Origin of the sequence: Pseudomonas sp. ATCC 43928, assembly GCF_005938665.2 — a bacterium.
Classification (GTDB): Bacteria; Pseudomonadota; Gammaproteobacteria; order Pseudomonadales; family Pseudomonadaceae; genus Aquipseudomonas.
In genome coordinates, this window is record NZ_CP041753.1 from 3,508,196 (window position 1) to 3,528,102 (window position 19,907).

The 19,907-nt window shown below is 62.4% G+C and carries 17 protein-coding genes; 2 read left to right on the forward strand and 15 right to left on the reverse strand.

Annotation, left to right across the window (positions count from 1 at the left end):
- Positions 1–30: 30 nt before the first annotated feature.
- The 11 genes from argE to FFH90_RS16130 form a co-directional block, all read right to left on the reverse strand.
- Entirely contained in the window at positions 31–1,188 is a 1,158-nt protein-coding gene (gene argE, locus FFH90_RS16080; RefSeq protein WP_138867569.1) for an acetylornithine deacetylase, read from the reverse strand.
- Positions 1,185–2,354, reverse strand: coding sequence for an FAD-binding oxidoreductase (locus FFH90_RS16085; RefSeq protein WP_018925979.1), 1,170 nt, complete (start codon positions 2,352–2,354; stop codon positions 1,185–1,187). Before FFH90_RS16085 ends, argE begins: the two co-directional genes overlap by 4 nt.
- Positions 2,351–3,742 carry an NAD(P)/FAD-dependent oxidoreductase gene (locus tag FFH90_RS16090; protein WP_064617981.1) on the reverse strand — a complete coding sequence of 464 codons (1,392 nt, stop codon included), beginning with the start codon at positions 3,740–3,742 and terminating at the stop codon, positions 2,351–2,353. The genes FFH90_RS16085 and FFH90_RS16090 overlap by 4 nt, the downstream gene beginning before the upstream one ends.
- A complete protein-coding gene (locus tag FFH90_RS16095) occupies positions 3,724–4,032 on the reverse strand; it encodes a (2Fe-2S)-binding protein (protein ID WP_018925981.1) in 309 nt (102 codons plus the stop codon). Before FFH90_RS16095 ends, FFH90_RS16090 begins: the two co-directional genes overlap by 19 nt.
- Positions 4,029–5,870 carry an ABC transporter ATP-binding protein gene (locus tag FFH90_RS16100; protein WP_138867570.1) on the reverse strand — a complete coding sequence of 614 codons (1,842 nt, stop codon included), beginning with the start codon at positions 5,868–5,870 and terminating at the stop codon, positions 4,029–4,031. The genes FFH90_RS16095 and FFH90_RS16100 overlap by 4 nt, the downstream gene beginning before the upstream one ends.
- 1 nt (position 5,871) lies before the next feature.
- Positions 5,872–6,747 carry an ABC transporter permease gene (locus FFH90_RS16105; protein WP_018925983.1) on the reverse strand — a complete coding sequence of 292 codons (876 nt, stop codon included), beginning with the start codon at positions 6,745–6,747 and terminating at the stop codon, positions 5,872–5,874.
- A complete protein-coding gene (locus tag FFH90_RS16110) occupies positions 6,744–7,700 on the reverse strand; it encodes an ABC transporter permease (RefSeq protein ID WP_018925984.1) in 957 nt (318 codons plus the stop codon). Before FFH90_RS16110 ends, FFH90_RS16105 begins: the two co-directional genes overlap by 4 nt.
- Before the next feature lie 47 nt (positions 7,701–7,747).
- The gene (locus FFH90_RS16115) at positions 7,748–9,385 is read right to left on the reverse strand and encodes an ABC transporter substrate-binding protein (protein WP_111453369.1); all 1,638 of its coding nucleotides are present in this window, start codon (positions 9,383–9,385) and stop codon (positions 7,748–7,750) included.
- A gap of 94 nt (positions 9,386–9,479) precedes the next feature.
- On the reverse strand, positions 9,480–10,754 hold the full coding sequence (locus FFH90_RS16120) for an FAD-binding oxidoreductase (RefSeq protein WP_138867571.1): 1,275 nt from the start codon (positions 10,752–10,754) through the stop codon (positions 9,480–9,482).
- A gap of 42 nt (positions 10,755–10,796) precedes the next feature.
- Positions 10,797–11,465: a haloacid dehalogenase type II gene (locus FFH90_RS16125; protein WP_018925987.1), complete on the reverse strand. Its 669-nt coding sequence runs from the start codon at positions 11,463–11,465 to the stop codon at positions 10,797–10,799.
- Between the two features lie 521 nt (positions 11,466–11,986).
- The gene (locus FFH90_RS16130; protein WP_111453370.1) at positions 11,987–13,459 is read right to left on the reverse strand and encodes an aldehyde dehydrogenase; all 1,473 of its coding nucleotides are present in this window, start codon (positions 13,457–13,459) and stop codon (positions 11,987–11,989) included.
- A gap of 241 nt (positions 13,460–13,700) precedes the next feature.
- Here FFH90_RS16130 and FFH90_RS16135 point away from each other — a divergent pair, with 241 nt between their 5' ends.
- Both FFH90_RS16135 and FFH90_RS16140 read left to right on the forward strand, forming a co-directional pair.
- A complete protein-coding gene (locus FFH90_RS16135; RefSeq protein WP_138867572.1) occupies positions 13,701–14,558 on the forward strand; it encodes a GNAT family N-acetyltransferase in 858 nt (285 codons plus the stop codon).
- Between the two features lie 69 nt (positions 14,559–14,627).
- A complete protein-coding gene (locus tag FFH90_RS16140) occupies positions 14,628–15,341 on the forward strand; it encodes a cupin domain-containing protein (RefSeq protein WP_138867573.1) in 714 nt (237 codons plus the stop codon).
- Positions 15,342–15,408: 67 nt separating this feature from the next.
- On the opposite strand, the gene FFH90_RS16145 is transcribed toward FFH90_RS16140, so the two are convergent.
- The 4 genes from FFH90_RS16145 to gabT form a co-directional block, all read right to left on the reverse strand.
- The gene (locus tag FFH90_RS16145) at positions 15,409–16,614 is read right to left on the reverse strand and encodes a DUF1624 domain-containing protein (RefSeq protein WP_138867574.1); all 1,206 of its coding nucleotides are present in this window, start codon (positions 16,612–16,614) and stop codon (positions 15,409–15,411) included.
- A 572-nt stretch (positions 16,615–17,186) separates the two neighbouring features.
- The gene (locus tag FFH90_RS16155; RefSeq protein ID WP_003174918.1) at positions 17,187–17,675 is read right to left on the reverse strand and encodes an Lrp/AsnC family transcriptional regulator; all 489 of its coding nucleotides are present in this window, start codon (positions 17,673–17,675) and stop codon (positions 17,187–17,189) included.
- Positions 17,676–17,720: 45 nt separating this feature from the next.
- Positions 17,721–18,377, reverse strand: coding sequence for a 2-haloalkanoic acid dehalogenase (locus FFH90_RS16160; RefSeq protein WP_018925992.1), 657 nt, complete (start codon positions 18,375–18,377; stop codon positions 17,721–17,723).
- Positions 18,378–18,473: 96 nt separating this feature from the next.
- The gene (gene gabT / locus FFH90_RS16165; RefSeq protein ID WP_138867575.1) at positions 18,474–19,766 is read right to left on the reverse strand and encodes a 4-aminobutyrate--2-oxoglutarate transaminase; all 1,293 of its coding nucleotides are present in this window, start codon (positions 19,764–19,766) and stop codon (positions 18,474–18,476) included.
- Between the last annotated feature and the right edge of the window lie 141 nt (positions 19,767–19,907).

Below are 19,907 nucleotides of genomic sequence, written 5' to 3' on the forward strand. Positions count from 1 at the left end.
GCAAGCACAAATCAAAAGATCTTGACGATCTCAAAGTTTCAGGGAGCCCAGCAATCCCTCCAGAAACCGCTCCCCCGCCTCCATCTGGCTGATCTCGATGAACTCGTCCGGCTTGTGCGCCTGTTCGATCGAGCCCGGGCCGCAGACCACTACCGGTACATCCAGACGCTGCTTGAACAGCCCGCCCTCGGTGCCGAACGAGACTTTGGCGGTGCCGGTGTCCGGCGCGGCGAAGTTTTTCAGGAAGCGCACCGCTTCAACGCTCGGGTGGGTATCGAGGCCCGGATAGACGTTGAGGGTTTCGATCTCGATGTCTGCCACGCTGGACAGCTTTTTCGCCTCGCGCACGATCACTTCGGCACGCTCGCGCATCTGCTCCAGGAACTGATCCAGATCGTCCGCCGGCAAGTTACGTACCTCGAAATCCAGGGTGCACAGGTTCGGCACGATGTTCAGCGCCTTGCCGCCGACAATCTGCCCGACGTGCACGGTGCTGTAAGGCACGTCGTAATCGGCATCCTGTGCGCCCTGCTCTTGCAGTTGCTGCTGGCTCTGACGCAGAGCCGCGATGAAATCGCAGGCCACGTGAATCGCATTGACCGAACGCGGCGCCAACGAGGAATGCGCTTCCAGGCCACGGCAATAAGTGCGGTAAGACCCCTTGCCCTTGTGCCCCAGCACGAACTGCATGTTGGTCGGCTCACCGATCAGGCACAAAAACGGCCGTACCGGCGCCAGGTGCAGCACGTCGAGTAAACGTCGTACACCGACGCAGCCGGTTTCTTCGTCATGGGACAAGGCGATTTGCAGCGGTCGGCTCAACGAATGGTCGGCGGCATCGAGCATGGCGTCGATGGCTAACGCGATAAACCCCTTCATGTCGCAACTGCCCCGGCCGTAAATCCGCCCGTCCTGCACCGTCGCCTCAAACGCCGGCAAGGTCCAGGCCTGGCCTGCCGCCGGCACTACGTCGGTGTGGCCGGACAACAGAATGCCCGGTAACTCTTTAGGGCCGGTGCTGGCGAACAGGTTGGCTTTTTTGCCCGTTTCGTCCTTGACGATCAGTGACTCGATGCCCTTGGTCAGCAGCAAGTCGCGTACGTACTCGATCAGGGCCATGTTCGACTCCGAAGACACGGTGTCGAAGGCCATCAGGCGTTTGAGAATATCCAGTACACGGGGTTTCATGAGGCCCTGCTCCTTTGCTCGGTTGTCCGTTGCTCGGCTGAAGGGGTGAACCGGCGGATCGAGAACGGCTCAATCGAAGTGCTGGTGCTGCCGGTGCTGATCAATTCAGCCATGACGTCGCCGACGCCTGGGCCGAGCTGGAAGCCATGACCGCAGAAGCCGAACGCATAGTACAAACCGTCAACGTTGCCGCTGGGGCCCATCACCGGCAGGGAATCGGGCAAGTAGCCTTCAATGCCGCTCCACACGCGGATGATGTTCAGGTTGCCGACGCCCGGTAGCAGGCGACGCATCTGATCCATCTGATTGAGAATACTGCGCGGCTCGACATAGGCGCGGCGGTTGAGCATGTCCGGTTTGCTGCGGTAGCCGCCACCGATGATGATGTTGCCGCGCGGGATCTGGCGGAAGTAGATCACTTCTTCGGGGATCTTGGTGTACACGCCGATCACCGTTGGCAAGGCGTACGGCACCGGTTCGGTCACGGCCATTTGTGGGCCGTTGGTATCCAGCGGCACCGGTTCTCCGAACTGCGCCGAGAGTTTCTGGCCCCAGGCGCCGGCGGTGATCAGCAAGCGCTCGGCGCCGAACTGGCGACCGTCGGTGGTGGTCACCGTGAACTCGCCGGCAATTTTCTGCACCTCGGCGACTTCAGTCTGTTCCTCGATCCGCGCCCCGAGGCGGCGGGCAGCCCGGGCAAACGCCGGCGCGGCCAGACGCGGGTTGGCGTGGCCATCGTGGGGCGCATAGGAACCGCCCTTCACGTCCGGCCCGAGGAACGGAAAGCGCTGGTGCAGCTCGGCGCCACGATAGATCTTCAAATCCAGCTGCGCCGCCTCGGGCGCTGCCGCATAGGCTTCCAGTTCGGGAATTTCATCCTCGCGGTAACACACGCGCATGTGCCCGCTGGCGATGAACTCGAGGTCGTCGTCGATCAGCTCTGGCAAGCGTTTCCACAGCGCCCAGGAACGGTTGGCCAATTCCAGTTGACCGAGGAAGCGCCCCTGCCGCCGGACGTTGCCGAAATTGACGCCGCTGGCGTACTGACCAATCTGGTCGCGCTCCAGCAGAATCACCGACTGCCCGCGCTGGCGCAGGAAAAACGCCGCCGCCGAGCCCATCAGGCCGCCGCCAACAATCACTACATCGGCTTTGTGTAGCGTCATGGCGACACCTCCTCGGTGAGCATCGAAAGGGGTTTGACCGGTGCCTGTCCACGCTGCCGACCGACCTGTTGCACGCTGACGCCTGCCGCCGCCGCGATCACTTCGGCCCCGGCCTGGGAGCAATAACGCCCCTGGCAGCGGCCCATGCCGACCCGGCTGAAGGCCTTGGCCCGATTGACTTCACAGGCCCCCTTCTCACTGACGGTGCGGCGTAACTCGCCGGCGCTGATCATCTCGCAGCGACAGACGATGGCTGAGTCCGGCAAGGCTTTGGCTTGATCCGCCGGCCAGGGAAACGCCTGGGCCAGACCGAGGCGAAACTCATCCATCACCGCCAGCGCGTGGCGTTGTTCGTCACGCAAACCGGCGTTCACCGGTTGCTGCAGATCCTCCAGCAACGCCATCGCCGCCAGGCGCCCGGCGTGCTCGGCGGCATCGGCGCCGCGAATCTTCGAACCGTCCCCGGCGGCATACACACCGTTGACCGAGGTGCGGCCCTCTTCATCGACGGCCAGCCACCACTGGCTGGAGGCCTCATCGAAGCGCATGCGACAACCGGCCAGATCGGCCAGTTGGGTTTCCGGGCGCAAGTGATAACCCAACGCCACAGCATCACAATCCACCGTTAACGTCTCACCGCGCGCGGTACGCACCCGCACACCGCTGACGCCACTGGCCGCGTCGCCTTGCACCTGAAGCGGCGAAATCCCCAGATGCACCGGGATTTTCGCCCGATACAACTGCGCCAGTAACTTCATCCCGGTGAACAGCAATCCCGGACGCGCCATCAGCTTCGGCACTGCCGCGATGCGCTTGCTGAGGGGTGAAGTGTCGAGCACCGCCGCCACATTGGCGCCTGCTTTGACGTATTGGCTGGCGACCAGATACAGCAACGGCCCGCTGCCCATGAACACCACGCGGTGGCCGATGGAAACCGCCTGGGACTTGAGCGCGATTTGCGCCCCGCCAAGGCTGTAGGTGCCTGCCAGCTGCCAGCCTTCGATCGGCATCAAGCGGTCGGTGGCACCGGTGCAGAGGATCAGCGCGTCGTAATCCACCGTCGAGTGCTTGCCCTGGCTGACGCAGCACAATTGCCCCGGCGTCAGGTTCCACACCAGCGTGTCGGGGCGGTAGTCGATTTGCCCGCGCAATCGGTCGAAACTCTGGTGCAGATTCTTGGCCTTGGCCGCTTCGGTGCCATACAGGGTGGCGTAGTCCCGGGTAAAACCTTCGGGCTGGCGCCGGTAGATCTGCCCGCCATCCCGGCGATTCTCATCGATCAGGATCGGTTTCAAGCCAGCCGCCAGCAGCGTTTCGGCACAGCGAATGCCGGCCGGCCCGGCGCCGACAATAACCACTCGTTGAGCGCTCAGCCGTGCAGTGGCCATATTGCCTCCGGTTGTGTGGTGACGATGTCCAGCCCTTCGCGGACTTCATTGGAACAGGCGCGCAAACGCTCGCCACTGCGGGTCCAGACCCAACAATCCTGGCAGGCGCCCATCAGGCAGAAACCGGCGCGGCGGCCCGAGTCGAATTCCGATTGGCGCAGCGCCGAGCCCTGGGTCAGCAACGCGACCATTAATGTGTCGCCCTGCAATGCCTCAATGGGCGAACCGTCCACCGTCAGCTTGACGGTCGGCCGGCCCTGCTCGGCCAGCCTCACAAAACGCCCTTTCATGCATAAGCTCCCAGGCTCATGGTGGATAAACCCTGCTGTGTTTTCAGCAACTCGGCACTGTCGTGATGACAAAGAATTTCGCTACCGCCGTCGATGATCCGCCGGTTCGGCGCGGTGCGATTGCACAGGCCGTCGACCCGCACCGGGCAGCGACTGAGAAAGGTGCACAGCTCTGGCACATTGGCCTTGGCGCCAATCGGCGGCAGCGTGCCGCAGGTGGTGCCGCAGTTTTCCAGCCAGCCCTGACGCAGTTCCGGCACCGAATGGATCAACAGGTCGGTGTAGGGATGGAACGGTGCCTGGGTAAACGCCTGCCGGCTGCCGGCCTGAACCTTGTGGCCGCTGTACATCACCACAATGTCGTCGCACAGCGCGCGCACCGTGGAAATGTCATGGCTGATGAACAGATACGACACGCCCAGTTGCTGACGCAGGTCGCGCAGCAGTTCGAGAATCGCCGCGCCGACCACGGTGTCCAGCGCCGAGGTCACCTCGTCGCAGAGGATCAGGTCCGGTTTGGCCGCCAGGGCACGGGCCAGGTTGACCCGCTGTTTTTGCCCGCCGGAGAGTTCATTCGGACGGCGTTCGGCCATGGCTCGGGGCAAGCGCACCAGGTCCAGCAGTTCGCCGATACGCTCGCGCAGCGCGGCGCCCTTGAGGCCGAAGTACATTTTCAGCGGACGGCTCAGAATAGTGCTGACACTGTGCATCGGGTTGAGCGCAGTGTCGGCATTCTGGAACACCATCTGAATCCGGCGGAACTGCTCATCGGTGCGCTCGGACAGGCTACCGCCCAGTGGCTGGCCATCGAAGGTCAGGCCGCCCAAGGCTGGCGTCAGCAACCCGGCCACCACCCGCGCCAGCGTCGACTTGCCGGAACCCGACTCACCGATCACGCCAATGGCCTGGCCCCGGCGCACGGTCAGGTCGATGTCTTCCAGCACGCGAATCGACGGCATGCCTTGCAGGTTCTTGTTGCCGTAACCGGCGGTCAGCCCCTGGATGGTCAGCAGCGGTGTTTCTTCAGCGATGCCGCAAGGTGGGCGGATCGTCGTGTCCGGGCGGGCCGCCAGCAGCAGGCTGCGGGTGTATTCGTGGGCCGGGGCCTTGAGCAGCGGCGCGGTGGCGCTCTGCTCGAAAATCTGCCCGCCATTGAGCACCACAATCTGATCGGCCATTTGCGCTACGACCGCCAAATCATGAGACACATAAACCGCCGTCGCGCCGCGCTCGCGGACCACGCGCTTAAAGGCGCGCAGCACGTCGATCTGCGTCGTCACGTCGAGGGCGGTGGTCGGCTCGTCGAGCACCACCAGCAGCGGATCGCTGATCAGCGCCATGGCCGCCATTACCCGTTGCAACTGCCCGCCGGATACTTGGTGCGGGTAACGCTGGCCAATGTGATCGGGATCCGGCAAGGCCAGATCGCGGAACAGTTCGATGGCTTTGGCTTCCAGCACGGCCCGGCTACCCAGGCCGTGAATCAATGCGCCCTCCACCACTTGATCGATCAGTTTTTTCGCCGGGTTGAACGCAGCGGCGGCGCTCTGGGCAATGTACGACACCCGATTGCCGCGCAGGCCTTGCAGTTCGCTTTCGCTCAACGCCAGCATGTCGTGTTCGCCGACTTGCACCACGCCGGACGCCAATCGACAACCGCGTCGGGCATAGCCGAGCAACGCCAGCGCTATGGTGGTCTTGCCGGAGCCGGACTCACCGATCAACGCCAGCACTTCACCTTTGGCCAGGGAGAAGCTCACGCCTTTGACGATCTCCACTTCGCCACGCTCGCCGCAAGCGACCACGCGCAGGTCTTCGACTCGAATCAAATCACTCATTTCAATGACCTCCCGTACGTCGACTACGCCGTGACGACAATCGGTCGATAAACAGATTCACGCCAATGGTCAGGGTGCCGATGGCCAGCGCCGGAATCACGATGGCTGGCGCGCCCTGATTGAGGCCGCCGATGTTCTCGCGCACCAGCGAACCGAGGTCGGCATCCGGCGGTTGCACACCGAGGCCAAGGAAGCTCATGCCACTGAGCAGCAGCACGATGAAGCCGAAGCGCAGCCCCAGATCGGTCAGCACCGGGTTGAGCATGTTCGGCAGAATTTCCACGCAGGCGATGTACAACCGACGCTCGCCACGGGTGCGGGCCACTTGCACGTATTCCAGCGCTTCGATGTTCACCGCCATGCTGCGGGCGATGCGGAACGCGCCAGGGGTGAAGCTCAGCACAGCGGTGCAAATCAGCAACAGCACCGAAGAACCGAACGCCGAGACCATGATCAACGCCAGCATCTTGCTCGGGATGGATATAAAGGCATCCATCAAACGGCTGATCACTTCGTCCAGCCATTTCGGCGACACCACCGACAGCAGCGCACATCCGGTCCCCAGCGTGCTGGCCAACACCGCTGAAATCAGCGCCAGCCCCACGGTGAACCGCGCGCCGACGAGAATCCGGCTGAGCATGTCGCGGCCCAGGTAATCGGTGCCCAACGGGTAAGCCGCGCTGAGGCTGTCGAACACATTATCGGAGACCACTTCACCCACCGGGTGCGGCGCCAGCCACGGACCGAAGATAGCCACCAGCAGCCAGATCACACACATCGCCGCCCCGACCAGGCCAAGCCACGACGGTCCATGGGCGACCTTGCCCAATGCCAGCTCGGGCCCGGCAGGCGCCGATTTCGCCATGAGATCGTTCATTGGTTTCTCAGCCTCGGATTGGAAAGAATCGCGCACAGGTCGGCAATCAGCACCAACCCCAGGTACGCCGTACAAAACAGCATGGTGCAGGCCTGAACCAGCGCCATGTCACGGTTGGTCACGGCATCGACCATCAGGCTGGCGATGCCGGGGTAGTTGAAGATCGTCTCGACGATCACCACCCCGCCCAGCAGGTACGACAGGCTCAGGGCGATGGCATTGGCAATCGGCCCGATGGCGTTGGGCAAGGCATGGCGCAACACGATCCGTACCGGGCTCACGCCCTTGAGCCGGGCCATTTCCACATAGGCGCTGTCGAGCTGATCGATCACTGCCGCCCGGGTCATGCGCGCCATTTGCGCGACAATCACGCAGCACAGAGTCATCACCGGCAAGGCGTAGGTGCGCATGAATTGCCAAGGTGAGGTGATGTCGCTGGCATAGGACAGCGCCGACAGCCAGCCCAGGTTCACCGCAAAGATCAGCACTGCCAGGGTCGCCACCAGAAACTCCGGCACGGCGACCAGGGCCAGGGTGATGAAGCTGAGGACACTGTCCATGCGCCCGCCCCGGCCCATGGCCGAGCCGATGCCGATGATCAGCGCCACCGGCACCGACACCAGCGCCGTGACGGCCGCCAGCATCAGTGTGTTGGGCACCCGCCCGGCCATCAGCTCGCTGACCGGCAAGGCATTGGACACCGATTGCCCCATGTCGCCGCTCAGCAGGTTCATCAACCAATGCAGGTAACGCACCACACCGGGTTGATCCAGCCCCAGTTTCAGGCGCAAGGCCGCCACCTGTTCCGGCGTGGCGAATTGCCCGAGTGCCTGTTGCGCCGCGTCCCCCGGCAATACCGCCGTGATCGCAAACACGACCATAGACACGATCAACAAAGTCACGATCGCCGCGCCCAGGCGCCGGCCGATCAACCACAGTGTGTTGCTATTCATCGCCCTACCCTCATGCAATAGCCCCGCTGACGCCCGTGTGCGGCCGATCAGGCATCGAGCCAGACCTGTTCGGCGAACATGTAGCCCATGAAACCGCCGAGGGGGTTGCTGCCGTAGCCCTTGATGCGCTGGTCGACGCCGTCGATGTTGCTGATGAACACCGGCACGCCGATGCCACTGTGTTCATGCACCAGTGCCTGCATATCGGCGTACATCTTGCTGCGCTTGGCGTCGTCGGTTTCACCGCGGGCGAGCATCAGCAACTGGTCGAACTGATCGTTCTTCCAGCCCGACTCGTTCCATGGCGCGCTGGACTGGAAGAACTGCGAGAACATCACGTCGGCGTTCGGCCGAGGGTTGATGTTGCCGAAGCTCAGCGGGTGCTTCATCCAGTGGTTGGACCAGTAGCCGTCGCTGGGCAGGCGGTTGACGTCGAGCTTGAGCCCGGCCTGTTTCGCCGATTGCTGCAACAGCACGGCGATGTCCACCGAACCGGTCGCGGCAGGCGATGCCACCAGCGGCATGCTGATGCTTTCCATGCCGGCCTTCTTCAGCAGGAATTTGGCTTTTTCCGGGTCGTAGGCCCGCTGCGGCAGGTCGGCGTTGTAGTAGCGCGAGCCAGGGGAAATCGGATGGTCGTTACCGACGACGGCAAAGCCACGGAACACCGCGGACTTCACTTGCTCACGGTCCAGCAAATACTTCATCGCCTGAGTGAATTCGGCGCTTTTACCCGGCATCTGGTCCTGACGGATGATCAGGTCGGTGTAGTTGCCCGACGGCGCATCGACGACCCGGTGTTTGGCGCTGGCCTTGATCCGTGTGGTCGAGCGTGGGTTGACCTCGTTGATCATGTGCACGTCGCCCGACAGCAGTGCGTTGACTCGTGACGGTTCGTCGGCAATCGCGATGAATTCGATCTCGTCCAGGTACGGCAGGCCCGGTTTCCAGTAGCCGGTGTTGCGCGCGGCAATCGAGCGTACGCCCGGTTTGAATTCCTTGACCGTGAATGGCCCGGTGCCGATGCCCTGGTTGAAGTCGGTAGTGCCCTCGGGAACGATCAGCAAGTGCGACACGGCGAGGATCGACGGCAGCTCGGCGTTCGGCGCGCTCAGGCGGATCTGCACTTCGTGGGTGCCGGTGGCCTTGATCTCTTCGAACTGCGCCATCAGCGGCATGACCTTGGAACCGGTCAGCGGGTCTTTGTGGCGCGACAGCGAGAACACCACGTCGGCGGCGCTCAGGGTCTTGCCGTTGTGGAAGGTCACGTCCTTGCGCAGGGTGATGATCCACAGCGTCGCATCGGTGTTATCGATGCGCTCGGCCAGTTCCAGTTGCGGCACCAGGTGGCTGTCGAAACGGGTCAGGCCGTTGTAGAACATGAAGTGACGCACGTAGTCGGTAGACAGCGCGCCCTTGGCCGGGTCCAGGGTGTCGGCGGTGGAACTGGACATGCCGGCGACGCGAATCCGCCCGCCCGGCTTGCCTTTGCCCGGGGTCGCCGCTTCTTCGGCGAACAGTTTGCCGGCAGCGCCGAACAGGCTACCGGCGCCCGCTGCGGCAACACCCGCCACGCCGAGCATCTGCAAGGCGTGGCGGCGTGACATGCCACGATTGAGGCCTTCGAATACCCGCAGGCTGTCCTGGCCGGAAATCAGTTTCGAGTCGATCTTGTTGTCAGTCATATCAGTTGTACCTGTCGAAAATCAGAAGATTCGAGTGCTCCGGTTGACCGGAACGTCCTGGAAACGCAAACGACGGTGACGCCACAACATCAACTCAATGCAAATAGTCCTGGAGGCGGTAGTAAGCGCCCACGAACGGCAAGAACCACGGCTTGCCGAAATGCCCGGGAATCGCCGGCCAGTCGAGTTCGCGCCAGGGATTGGCCTCGACTTTGCCGGCCATCACCTCGGCCATCACCTGGCCCATGTGCACCGACATCTGCACCCCATGGCCGCTGTAGCCCATGGAGTGATAAACCCCGCCGTGCTGACCGGCGCGAGGCAAACGGTCGGAGGTCATGTCCACCAGCCCGCCCCAGCAGTAGTCGATTTTCACCTTGGCCAACTGCGGGAACATCTGCACCATCGCCGCTTGCAGCACCTTGCCGCTCTTGGCGTCGGACACGCTGTCGGACATCGCAAACCGCGCACGTCCGCCGAACAGCAAGCGGTTGTCCGGGGTCAGGCGAAAGTAGTTACCGATCATGCGACTGGTGACATAGGCACGCCGACCGGGCAGCAACTGATCGATGAGGAACTGCGGCAGCACCTCAGTGGCGATCACGAAACTGCCGACCGGCACGATCCGCCGCCGATACCAGCCCAGGCCACCGTGCTGACAAGCGCCGGTCGCCAGCAATACTTGCCCGGCGTGCAAAGAACCCTTGGCGGTGTTGACCCGATAACCGCCGGCCTGGGCCTTCCAGTCCGTCACCGACGTACCTTGATAGATCAGCGCGCCGTGACGCGCCGCAGCCTCAGCCAGACCGACGCCGAAACGCCCGACATGCATCTGCACACCGTTGCGCTGCAGCAAGCCGCCATGGAACTGGGCCGAATTCACTTCGGCGCGGGTCTGTTCGGCGTTCAGCAACTCGACCTCGGCATCGACCTCCTTGCGAATCAATTCGCAGGTGCGCGCCAGGCCTTCGTAGTGCAGCGGTTTGGCCGCCAGTTTGAGCTTGCCGTTGCGCTTGAGGTCGCAAGCGATCTGCTCCTGCTCCACCAGGGACACAACGCTCTGCACCGCGCTTTCATAGGCCTGGTAATAGGCCCGCGCCTTGTCGGCACCGAGGCCGGCACTCAGCCCGGCATAGTCCTGGGCAACGCCGGTGTTGCATTGGCCGCCGTTGCGCCCGGAGGCTTCGCCGATCACTCTCCCCGCTTCCAGCACCACCACACTGGCGCCCTTCAAGGCCAGCGCGCGAGCCGCCGCCAGGCCGGTGAAACCGCCACCGACGATGGCCACGTCGACCTGCCCGGGCAATGCGCCGAGCTGAGCACCGGTGAAAGCCGGTGCGGTGTCGAGCCAGTAGGATTCACTGCCCATGTCTAACCCCTTATTCCGTGAAGAGCGCCGTTACCGTTCAACTCAGAGACCGACCAGCGCCGCCAGTCCACCGATGTCGGTGATCTGCTGGTAGCCGTAGAACGCATTGCCCGGAACCTCGTGACCGCGGGCGACGAAGGCCTTGTTCTTGATCTTCATGTCGTGGGCCGGCATCAGGTCGTAACGGAAACTGGAAGACACATGCAAGATGTCTTCCGGGCCGCAGTTGAGGTTGTCGAGCATGTACTCGAACGCGGCCAGGCGCGGCTTGTAGGCCTGGGCCTGTTCGGCGGTGAAGACTTTGTGAAACGGTGCGCCGAGCTTGTCGACGTTGGACATGATCTGGCTGTTGCTGGCGTTGGAGAAAATCACCAGGGGGATCTTGTCGGCGATTTTCGACAGACCGGCCGGCACGTCCGGGTGCGGGCCCCAGGTCGGCACGGCGTCGTAATACAGCTGGCCTTCGCCACGGTATTCGACACCCCAACGCTTGCAGACCCGCGCCAGGGAGGTCTTGAGGATTTCGTCATACGGCATCCAGTCACCCATGACCTGGTCCAGGCGATAGGCCGAGAAGTCCTTGACGAACTGATCCATCTGCTCGGGCGCCACGCGGTCGGCGAACAGTTCGCGAGTCATCGTGCCCATGTGGAAATTGGTCAGCGTACCGTAGCAGTCGAACGTAATGAATTTGGGGCGTAGAAAGCTCATTGAGTGCGGTCCTGAAGTTCGTTGAGGTCATGGCGCGACAGGTATTCGCTGCGTTTCGGGAGCGGCGATGCAACGCTGCAGCACACCGTCATTACAACACCGTGAAATCAGCAGATGGCGTTAAAAGCGACCTCTGCTTGATACAAACCACCGTTTTAGCCTGCCCCCTCAGCAGACTTTGCGGCTCGCTCCAGCCTTGGGCAACCCCCGTATTTATGCGCTCTTATGGACCTTCATGGCTATGCGAGGCTGACGAACGCCCCCATTCACGGCAGAACCTGCGCCGGGCTGAACGAAAACGGGCGCTTCCCTGAGGAAGCGCCCGTTTGGGTGCGGTTTGAACCTTCTCTTGATGACTACCCGGTGTAGCAGCTGCCGAGCCTGCGAGGCTGCGTTCGGCGGCGAAGCCGTCGTGAAATCAGCTATTGCGGTGTGTCATGAAAACCTTGCAAATCGGGTTTACGACGGCTTCGCCGCCGAACGCCGCCTCGCGCTGCTCGGCAGCTGCTACGGGGGCCGTGTTATTGGACGATATCGATCAGCACGCTCTTGAAGCGCAAGTTGGCTTCGAAGGCTTCGCGCCCCAGGTCCTTGCCGATGCCGGAGCGTTTGTAGCCACCGGTCGGCAGGATGTAGTCGTTGCTGCGTCCATAGCGGTTGACCCACACCGTGCCCGCCTCCAGCCGCCGGACCAGTCGCAGGGCGCGGTTGATGTCGGCGGTGTGCACGCCCGCCGCCAGGCCGTAGGTGGCGTGCGCGGCCAGGCTCAGTGCCTGCTGTTCGTCATCGAACGCCTGCACCGTCAGCACCGGGCCGAAGATTTCTTCACAGATCGCCGGGTTCTGATTGTCCAGGCCAGCCAGCAAGGTCGGCTGGTAATAGGCACCGCCCAGCCCTTCAAACAAACCACCGCCAGTCAGCACTTCGGCCCCGGCCTGGCGCGAACGCTGGACGATGCCGTCGATACGGCTGGCCTGCAACCGGGAAATAATCGGCGACAGCGTGCTCTCGGAGGACCAGGTCGGCCCCGGGCGCAATTCCTCGAAGTACGCCTGCAAGTGCGCAACGAACGGTTCCATGATCGAGCGCTCAATCAACAACCGCGAACCAGACACGCACACCTGCCCGGCATTGCCGGTGATGGCCAGCGCCACGGTGCGCGCGGTTTTCGCGATGTCCGGCACGTCGGCGAACACCAGTTGCGGGCTCTTGCCGCCCAGCTCCAGCGTTACCGGTTTCGGCCCCACCAATGCACAGGTGGACATAATGCTCGAACCCGTCGCCGTGGAGCCGGTAAAGGTTACCTTGCCCACCCGTGGATGACGGCACAAGGCGTCGCCAGTGACCCGGCCATCGCCCTGAACCACGTTGAATATCCCGGCAGGAATGCCCGCCTGCACCGCCAGTTCGGCAAAGCGCAGGCTGGAAAACGGCGTCAGCTCCGACGGTTTGAGCACCACGGCATTGCCGGCAGCCAGCGCCGGCGCGACTTTCCACGAAGCCATGCTCAAGGGGAAATTCCACGGCGCGATGGCGGCGATCACGCCGTACGGTTCGGCGATCTGCATGCCCAGGCGATCGGTCTGGGTCGCCGCGACTTGGCCGCCGTGCTTGTCCGCCAGTTCGGCAAAGAAACGAATGCCCTCGGCGACATAAGGAATGTCCCAGGCGATCACATCTTTATGCGGACGGGTCGAGCCCACCGCTTCCAGCGGCGCCAGCACGGCGACATCGGCTTCGATCAGATCGGCCCAGCGACGCATGACCCGTGCCCGCTCCCGGGGCGGACGGCTGGCCCAATCGCTGCGGTTAAACGCCTGCCAGGCATCGTTGACCGCCTCATCCACCAGGTCGGCATCGGCGATCGGCAACTGGGCATAGGCCTGGCCGTCTGAAGGGCGAACCACCTCCAGCCCCGGTTGGGCGTCGCGGTATTTGCCAGCAATAAAGTGAGCGCTGCGCACAGCGATAAGGCGAGGATCGAAGCTATCCATGGAGCACTCCAGAAAGGGACGGCGAGGCGTTTACTCAGGCCTCCATCGTAGAAAAAAAGCCCAAGCATTTGCTGCCGACCTTATGGGGCAATTAAGTAGTAAGTGTGGTCTGCAGGCCTTTGATGTGAGGAATCTGCCGAATCCTTCCGCCCCCCTTGTCAGGCCTTCACACAGATGGGATACAGGCATCCTCGCGCCGGAAAACCGGTTGATCGCGCACACTGTAAAACGGAGATTCATCATGTCCGCCTCGCACCCTTCCGCTTATGTCTATCGGCCGATGACCGCTGCTGATTTGCCTTCGGCCCATGCCTTGTCTGTCGAGTTGAAGTGGCCTCATCGCCTGGAAGACTGGGCGATGTTGCAGCGGGTCAGCGAAGGCTTTGTGGTGCTCGATGGCGACCGATTGATCGGCACCGCATTCGCCTGCCGGCAAGGCGACTTCGCCACCATCGGCCTGGTGATTGTCAGTGACGACTATCAGGGCAAGGGCATCGGCCGTCGAATGATGGAGCACGCACTGGAGGCCTGCCAGTCGCGCACGCCGATGCTCAATGCGACCCTCGCCGGTGCGCCGCTTTATGCCAGCCAGGGGTTTGTCGAGTACGGACGAATTCAGCAGCATCAAGGCCTGGCCCAGGTGCCCGCGCTTGAACCACTGGCGGACGGTGAGGAATGCCGCCCGTTACAGGCGACGGATCGGGCTCCTCAACTGGCACTGGCCAACGCCGGCAGTGGTCTGGACCGGCAAGCGGTGCTCACGGAGCTGTTTACGGTGGCCGAGCATTCGGTAGGCATCGAGCGCGACGGTCAGTTGCGTGCCTTCGCCCTGCTGCGCCCGTTTGGTCGTGGTCGTTGCCTCGGCCCGGTCATCGCCGAAAATCTTGAACAGGCCAAACACCTGATCGCCGTATTGCTGGCCCAGGTGCCGGATGCTTTCGTGCGAATCGACATTCCAGCGGACAGTGGTTTGAGCGAGTGGCTGGAGCTGGCCGGTCTCAAACAGGTCGACACCGTGGCGCAAATGGCACGGGGTACACCGCCGCAAGCGGCCAACGGCGTACGCCAATTTGCCCTTGTCACCCAAGCCATCGGCTGATTCCGGCGCGCGATGAAGCGAGCGCCTTCCATCACTTTCTACCCCCCATTTGCAGGGAGCGTCACCCGCATGTCTCAACCCACCATTGTGCTGTTGGCCCGCGCCGACGGCAGCCGCGTTTCTACGTCTTTCAAGGCAGCGCCCTTGAGTTCCATCGATCCGTTCATGGTGGGTCGTCAGATCGCCTACATTGGGTCCGACGGCGTCTCGGCGGGCCTTGTTCACACCAGCAAAACCGTCGATATCGAGCACTTTCCGCACACCGAAGTGATCGTGGTCCATGCGGGGCACGTCGTGCTGCAATCCGGGGAACAGGTGCTGGAACTGGGCATCGGTGCCAGCGCGGTGATCGGTCGCGGCACAGCGCTCAGGTTTCAGGCACAACCCGATACGTGCTGGGCCTTCTGCGCCGTCACCAGCCCCAGCGCCGAACAGAAACCGGGGCTGACAGCGCTCGACCCGCTGGCGATGCTGTCCCCTTCGGCGGCACCGGAACCGCAGATACTGATCGGGCCTACGCCGCAGTGCCGCTCGCGCAATGCCTTCGAAGATGACACCACTGATCTGCGCGTCGGCGTGTGGGATTCGACGCCGTACACCCGCCATGGCCGAGCGCACAAACTCAATGAGTTGATGCACCTGCTTGAAGGCAGCGTGACTTTGCAGGCGTCGGATGGAACCAGCGTAACGGTCAACCCCGGTGACACCGTGTTCGTGCCGCAAGGCGCACCGTGCGCCTGGAGCAGTGCGCGGTATGTGCGCAAGGTGTATGCCGTCAAATAGGGAACTGTGGGAGCGCCGCACCGCCGCTCCCACAGGTATTTGTGCTGAGTTCAGCAAGATCTTTGAATCAGAGGTATTTGAGAATCGCGATGTCGCGACGCTGCTGCTTGAGGTTGGCGAACCAGCGCGTCGGGAAGAACAGCAGCACCCCGAGAATCACGCTCCACAGCCAGACCATCGGCAGGTTGTCGAAGCCGTAATAGGTGCCCTGATTGGCGCCCCAGATGGCAACGGCCACCAGGTACATGGCCTTCAGCACATACAGGTGCAGCAAGTAGAAGAACATCGGCGCGCCGCCGTAGACCGCCAGGGTCGCGGTGGACCAGCGATCCTGGGCCTTCTCGAACACCGCCAGAAGAATCAGCCCCAGGCCGAGGGTCGGCATCAGGAACATCAGTGACGGCGGATACTTCTTCGCGCTCATGAAACTCATGAAGGTGCGCAGCGAATCACCGGTCTGCACCCAGGGTTTCTCGCCGTAAACGTTCAGATAGCGGATGAACACAAACGCCGCCAGCAGGCCGAAGCCGACTTTGAGCAAGCGGGAAATCCGCTCGGCCGGTTCCATGTCCTTGCCGAACCATGGCCCGATGGCCCAGCCCAGCAGAATCACGCCGATCCACGGCAACACCGGATACGTGGTGCGAGCCCGGGTGAACTCGGTGATGTCGATGAATACGCGCTGATGCAGGATCGACCACGGCACGAAGACCGGCGACTCCGGCCCCACGGTCACGCCATCGAGCAGGTTGTGCCCGGCGACAATGGCCACCCCGAGCACGATCAGCCAACGGCGCTTGAAGTGCAGCAACCCGGCAAGCACGATCATGCAAATGCCAATGCACCAGATCACTTGCAGCCAAAGCGTCTTGGGCGGGAACTCGGCGTTCCAGGCAAAGCATACGAATGTGAGCTCCAGAAACACCAGGAACAGCCCGCGCTTGAGCAGAAACACCGAGGTTTCACTGGCCGTGTGTTTCTGGCTGTAGAGCCAGGCCGACAACCCGGTGAGGAAGATGAACACCGGGGCGCAAAGGGTGCTCAGCAGGCGGGTGAAAAACAGGTCCGGGGTCACGTTCAGCGCATCGATCGGGTCGGTGACCTGACGGTGCAGCAGAAAGGTTTCGCGCACATGGTCGATGAGCATCAACAGCATGACGAAGCCGCGCAAGGCATCGATAGCCAACATCCGGGTGTTGGTTTTGGCAACGCTGGTGGCCAGCGCAGGGGAAACACTTCCCGCCTGCCCTGCCACGCTTGTAGATAGGGTCATATCAGTCACTCATGTCTTGGTCAGTGGACTACCGCTGGCTCAGCCCTGTTTCTTCAGCCTGGCAACTTCCGATGCCGGCAGCTGCGACGGCGCCCGCGGCAAGGGTACCTGACCTTCCTTTCGATAGAGCGACAGTGTTGAACTGAAGCCGTGCAACGACCTGCCCCTCTCTCTGAACGCATTACAACGCAGGCGATTTTGCGCTTTGTTCCGAATTCATCGCCCGTAACGCAAACGAAGACTGTTTTCGCCGCGTAAACAGCGGTTTATACGGCCTGCGCCAGCATGAAGCGTGTTGAAGCGGTTGTGCGGCCCCGATGTCCGATTGAGGTGCATGCCCAAACCGAATTCTCCGTAGCAGCTGCCGAGCAGCGCGAGGTGGCGTTCGGCTGCGTAGCAGTCGTAAACCCTGAATGCACGGTGTACCTGACGGATCGCAGTGACTGATTTTGCGGCTGCTTCGCCGCCGAACGCCGCCTCGCGCTGCTCGACAGCTGCTACACAGAGCCCGTCGCGCGCCTCTTTCGAAGGCGCGGCAGGCTGCAAGGGAATGGGGGGATGTGGAGTCAGCTTCAGTGCCGCAACAATTTGCGCAGCGGCACGCCGTCCTTCAGTACGGGTGACTTGATGACGATGTAGCTGAAATACTTGGAGATGCCGATGTTCTTGTCCAGCAGGCTTTCGACCACTTCCTGATAATGCTGGATGCTGCGTGTCATGAAGCGCACCAGGTAATCGTAGCCACCGCTGATCAGGTGGCATTCGAGCACTTCGTCGACCAGACGGATATTGGACTCGAACTTGGCGAAGTCTTCGCGCTTGTGGTCGCTCAAGGTGATCTCGGTGAACACCGTGACCGAGTCGGTGATCTTGGCCAGGTTCAGGTGAGCCTTGTAGCTGGAAATATACCCGGCCGACTCCAGCCGCTTGACCCGTTGCAGGCAGGGGCTGGCCGACAGGCCCACGGCATCGGCCAGGCTGACGTTGGTCATGCGCCCGTCCTTTTGCAGCTCAACCAGGATGCTGATGTCGATTCGGTCCAGTTTTACTAAACCTTCCATTGCGTACCTCTTGACTGCCGTTTGTAAGACAATCTTCTAGCAAAATCAGCGCCGTAAAGACAGCTGATGCTGAGCCACCAGATCCGCCATGCTGTTAATGCAGTAATCCGCCGCGCACGGCGACGGTTGTCTGGCCCGGCCGCGACAGATCAGGCAGACCGCCCCCGCCCCCGGTTGCCGGGCGCCAGGCCGGGTTACCTGGAGGATGGTGTTGGCATCAAGGTCATTGGCCGCCAGCCAGTCATGGTCCTGCAATGGGTCGCTTGCCAAGGAAATAAAATCGTCGGGCATGATCCCCAGGCGTTCGCACAGCAGGCCGCGATCTTCGGCGTCACGGTCGCCATGCACCAGCAGGCGATAGAACTTGCGCAAGTACAGCATGGCGCCGGGTGCATCCTCGAACAACGACCAGCCGACGACGGACCGGGCGAAGCTCATGCCCTCCTCCCAACTGGCTTTCAACTCCCAGCGCTCGGCCAATTGACGGTGTGCGAAACACAGCAAACCACTGAAGCCCAACTCGCCGAAACGCGGGTACAGCGCCCGCACCACCTCGCTGAATTCGGCCAGCACCTGTGCCTTGTCCGGGTGACCGCCACGGCTGTCGAGCAGCGGCTGCAACGCCGCCCAGACTCCGGAATCGCGATCCACCAGCACCTCATCGCAATCGATCAGCAACGCTCGATAATCAGTCAGCCCCATGGTGTGTAAAGCCTCCGATGATGCATTCCATCAATCCATGCTCCATAAATGCTCACGGGCGATGCCGTGTGGCTGCGCCCGTGAGCTGGCGTGAGCTCAGTTCAAGACTCGTGCCAGTGCCGCGTCGAGAATCTGCAACGCTTCATCGATCTGTGCTTCGCTGGTCACCAGTGGCGCGAGGAAACGCAACACGTTGCGTTGCACGCCGCACTTGATTACCAACAGGCCACCGGCCCTGGCTTCGTCGATCAGTCGTTGGTTGAGGTCGGCGTCCGGGGTCCGTGCCTCGTCATCCTTGATCAGTTCGATCGCCAGCATGAAGCCGCTGCCGCGCACGTCGCCGATCCGCGGGTAACGGGCCTGCAAGCGCAACAGTCCCTGACGCAGACGCTCGCCCAACGCTTCGCCACGGGCCAGCAACTGCTCTTGCTCGTAGGCCTCGATCACCGCCAGTGCCGCCGCGCACGACAGCGCGTTACCGCCGTAAGTACCGCCGAGGCCGCCGGGCAATGGCGCGTCCATGATCTCTGCTTTGCCGACCACACCGGACAGCGGCAAACCGCCAGCCAGGCTCTTGGCCACGGTGACCAGATCCGGCTGAATTCCGGCGTGCTGGAAACCGAACCATTTGCCGGTACGCCCGAAACCGGTCTGGATCTCATCGAGGATCAGCACGATGCCGTGCTTTTCAGTCAGCGCGCGCAGAGCCTGAAGAAACTCCGCCGGTGCCGCAAGGAAACCGCCATCGCCCTGCACCGGTTCGATGATGATCGCCGCGACCCGCTCAGGCGCCACTTGGGTCGCCAACAACTCGTCCAGTGCCTTGAGCGCCATGTCGCTGGTGACACCGCGATAGGCATTCGGATACGGGGTGTGGAAGACCTCCGGGGCGAACGGCCCGAAGTTCTGTTTATACGGCTGGCTCATGCCGGTCAGCGTGGTGCCGAGCAAGGTCCGGCCATGGAACCCACCACGAAAGGCGATCACCGCCGAGCGGTTGGTGTGGGCGCGGGCGATCTTCACCGCGTTTTCCACCGCTTCGGCGCCGGAGGTGAAGAACGCTGCTTTATAAGCGTCCTGGCCGCCGATCATTTCGCACAGGCGCTGGGCCAGGTCGAGATAAGGCTTATAGGCCACCACCTGAAAACAGGCGTGGGAGATTTTTTGCAACTGCGCCTGCACCGCCGCGACCACCTTCGGGTGGTTGTGACCGATGTTAAGCACACCGATACCGCCGACAAAGTCCAGGTAGCGCTTGCCGTCCACGTCCCACAATTCTGAACCCAGGGCCCGATCGATCACCAACGGATGCGCGGTAACCAGGCCACGTGGCACGAATTGATCGCGCTGACGGAGCAAATGAGGGGTTTCGTCGACTTTGCTATTCATGGCATTTCCCATCGTGAGTCCGGCAACCGGGAAGTGGTTGCGATGGTGTTCAGGTTAAGGCTTGCGCGAAACGAACTACGCCGAACTTGCCCCCTGAGAAATTCGGATCAACTGTTTTCACCCCGCCAAACGGCAGATTCC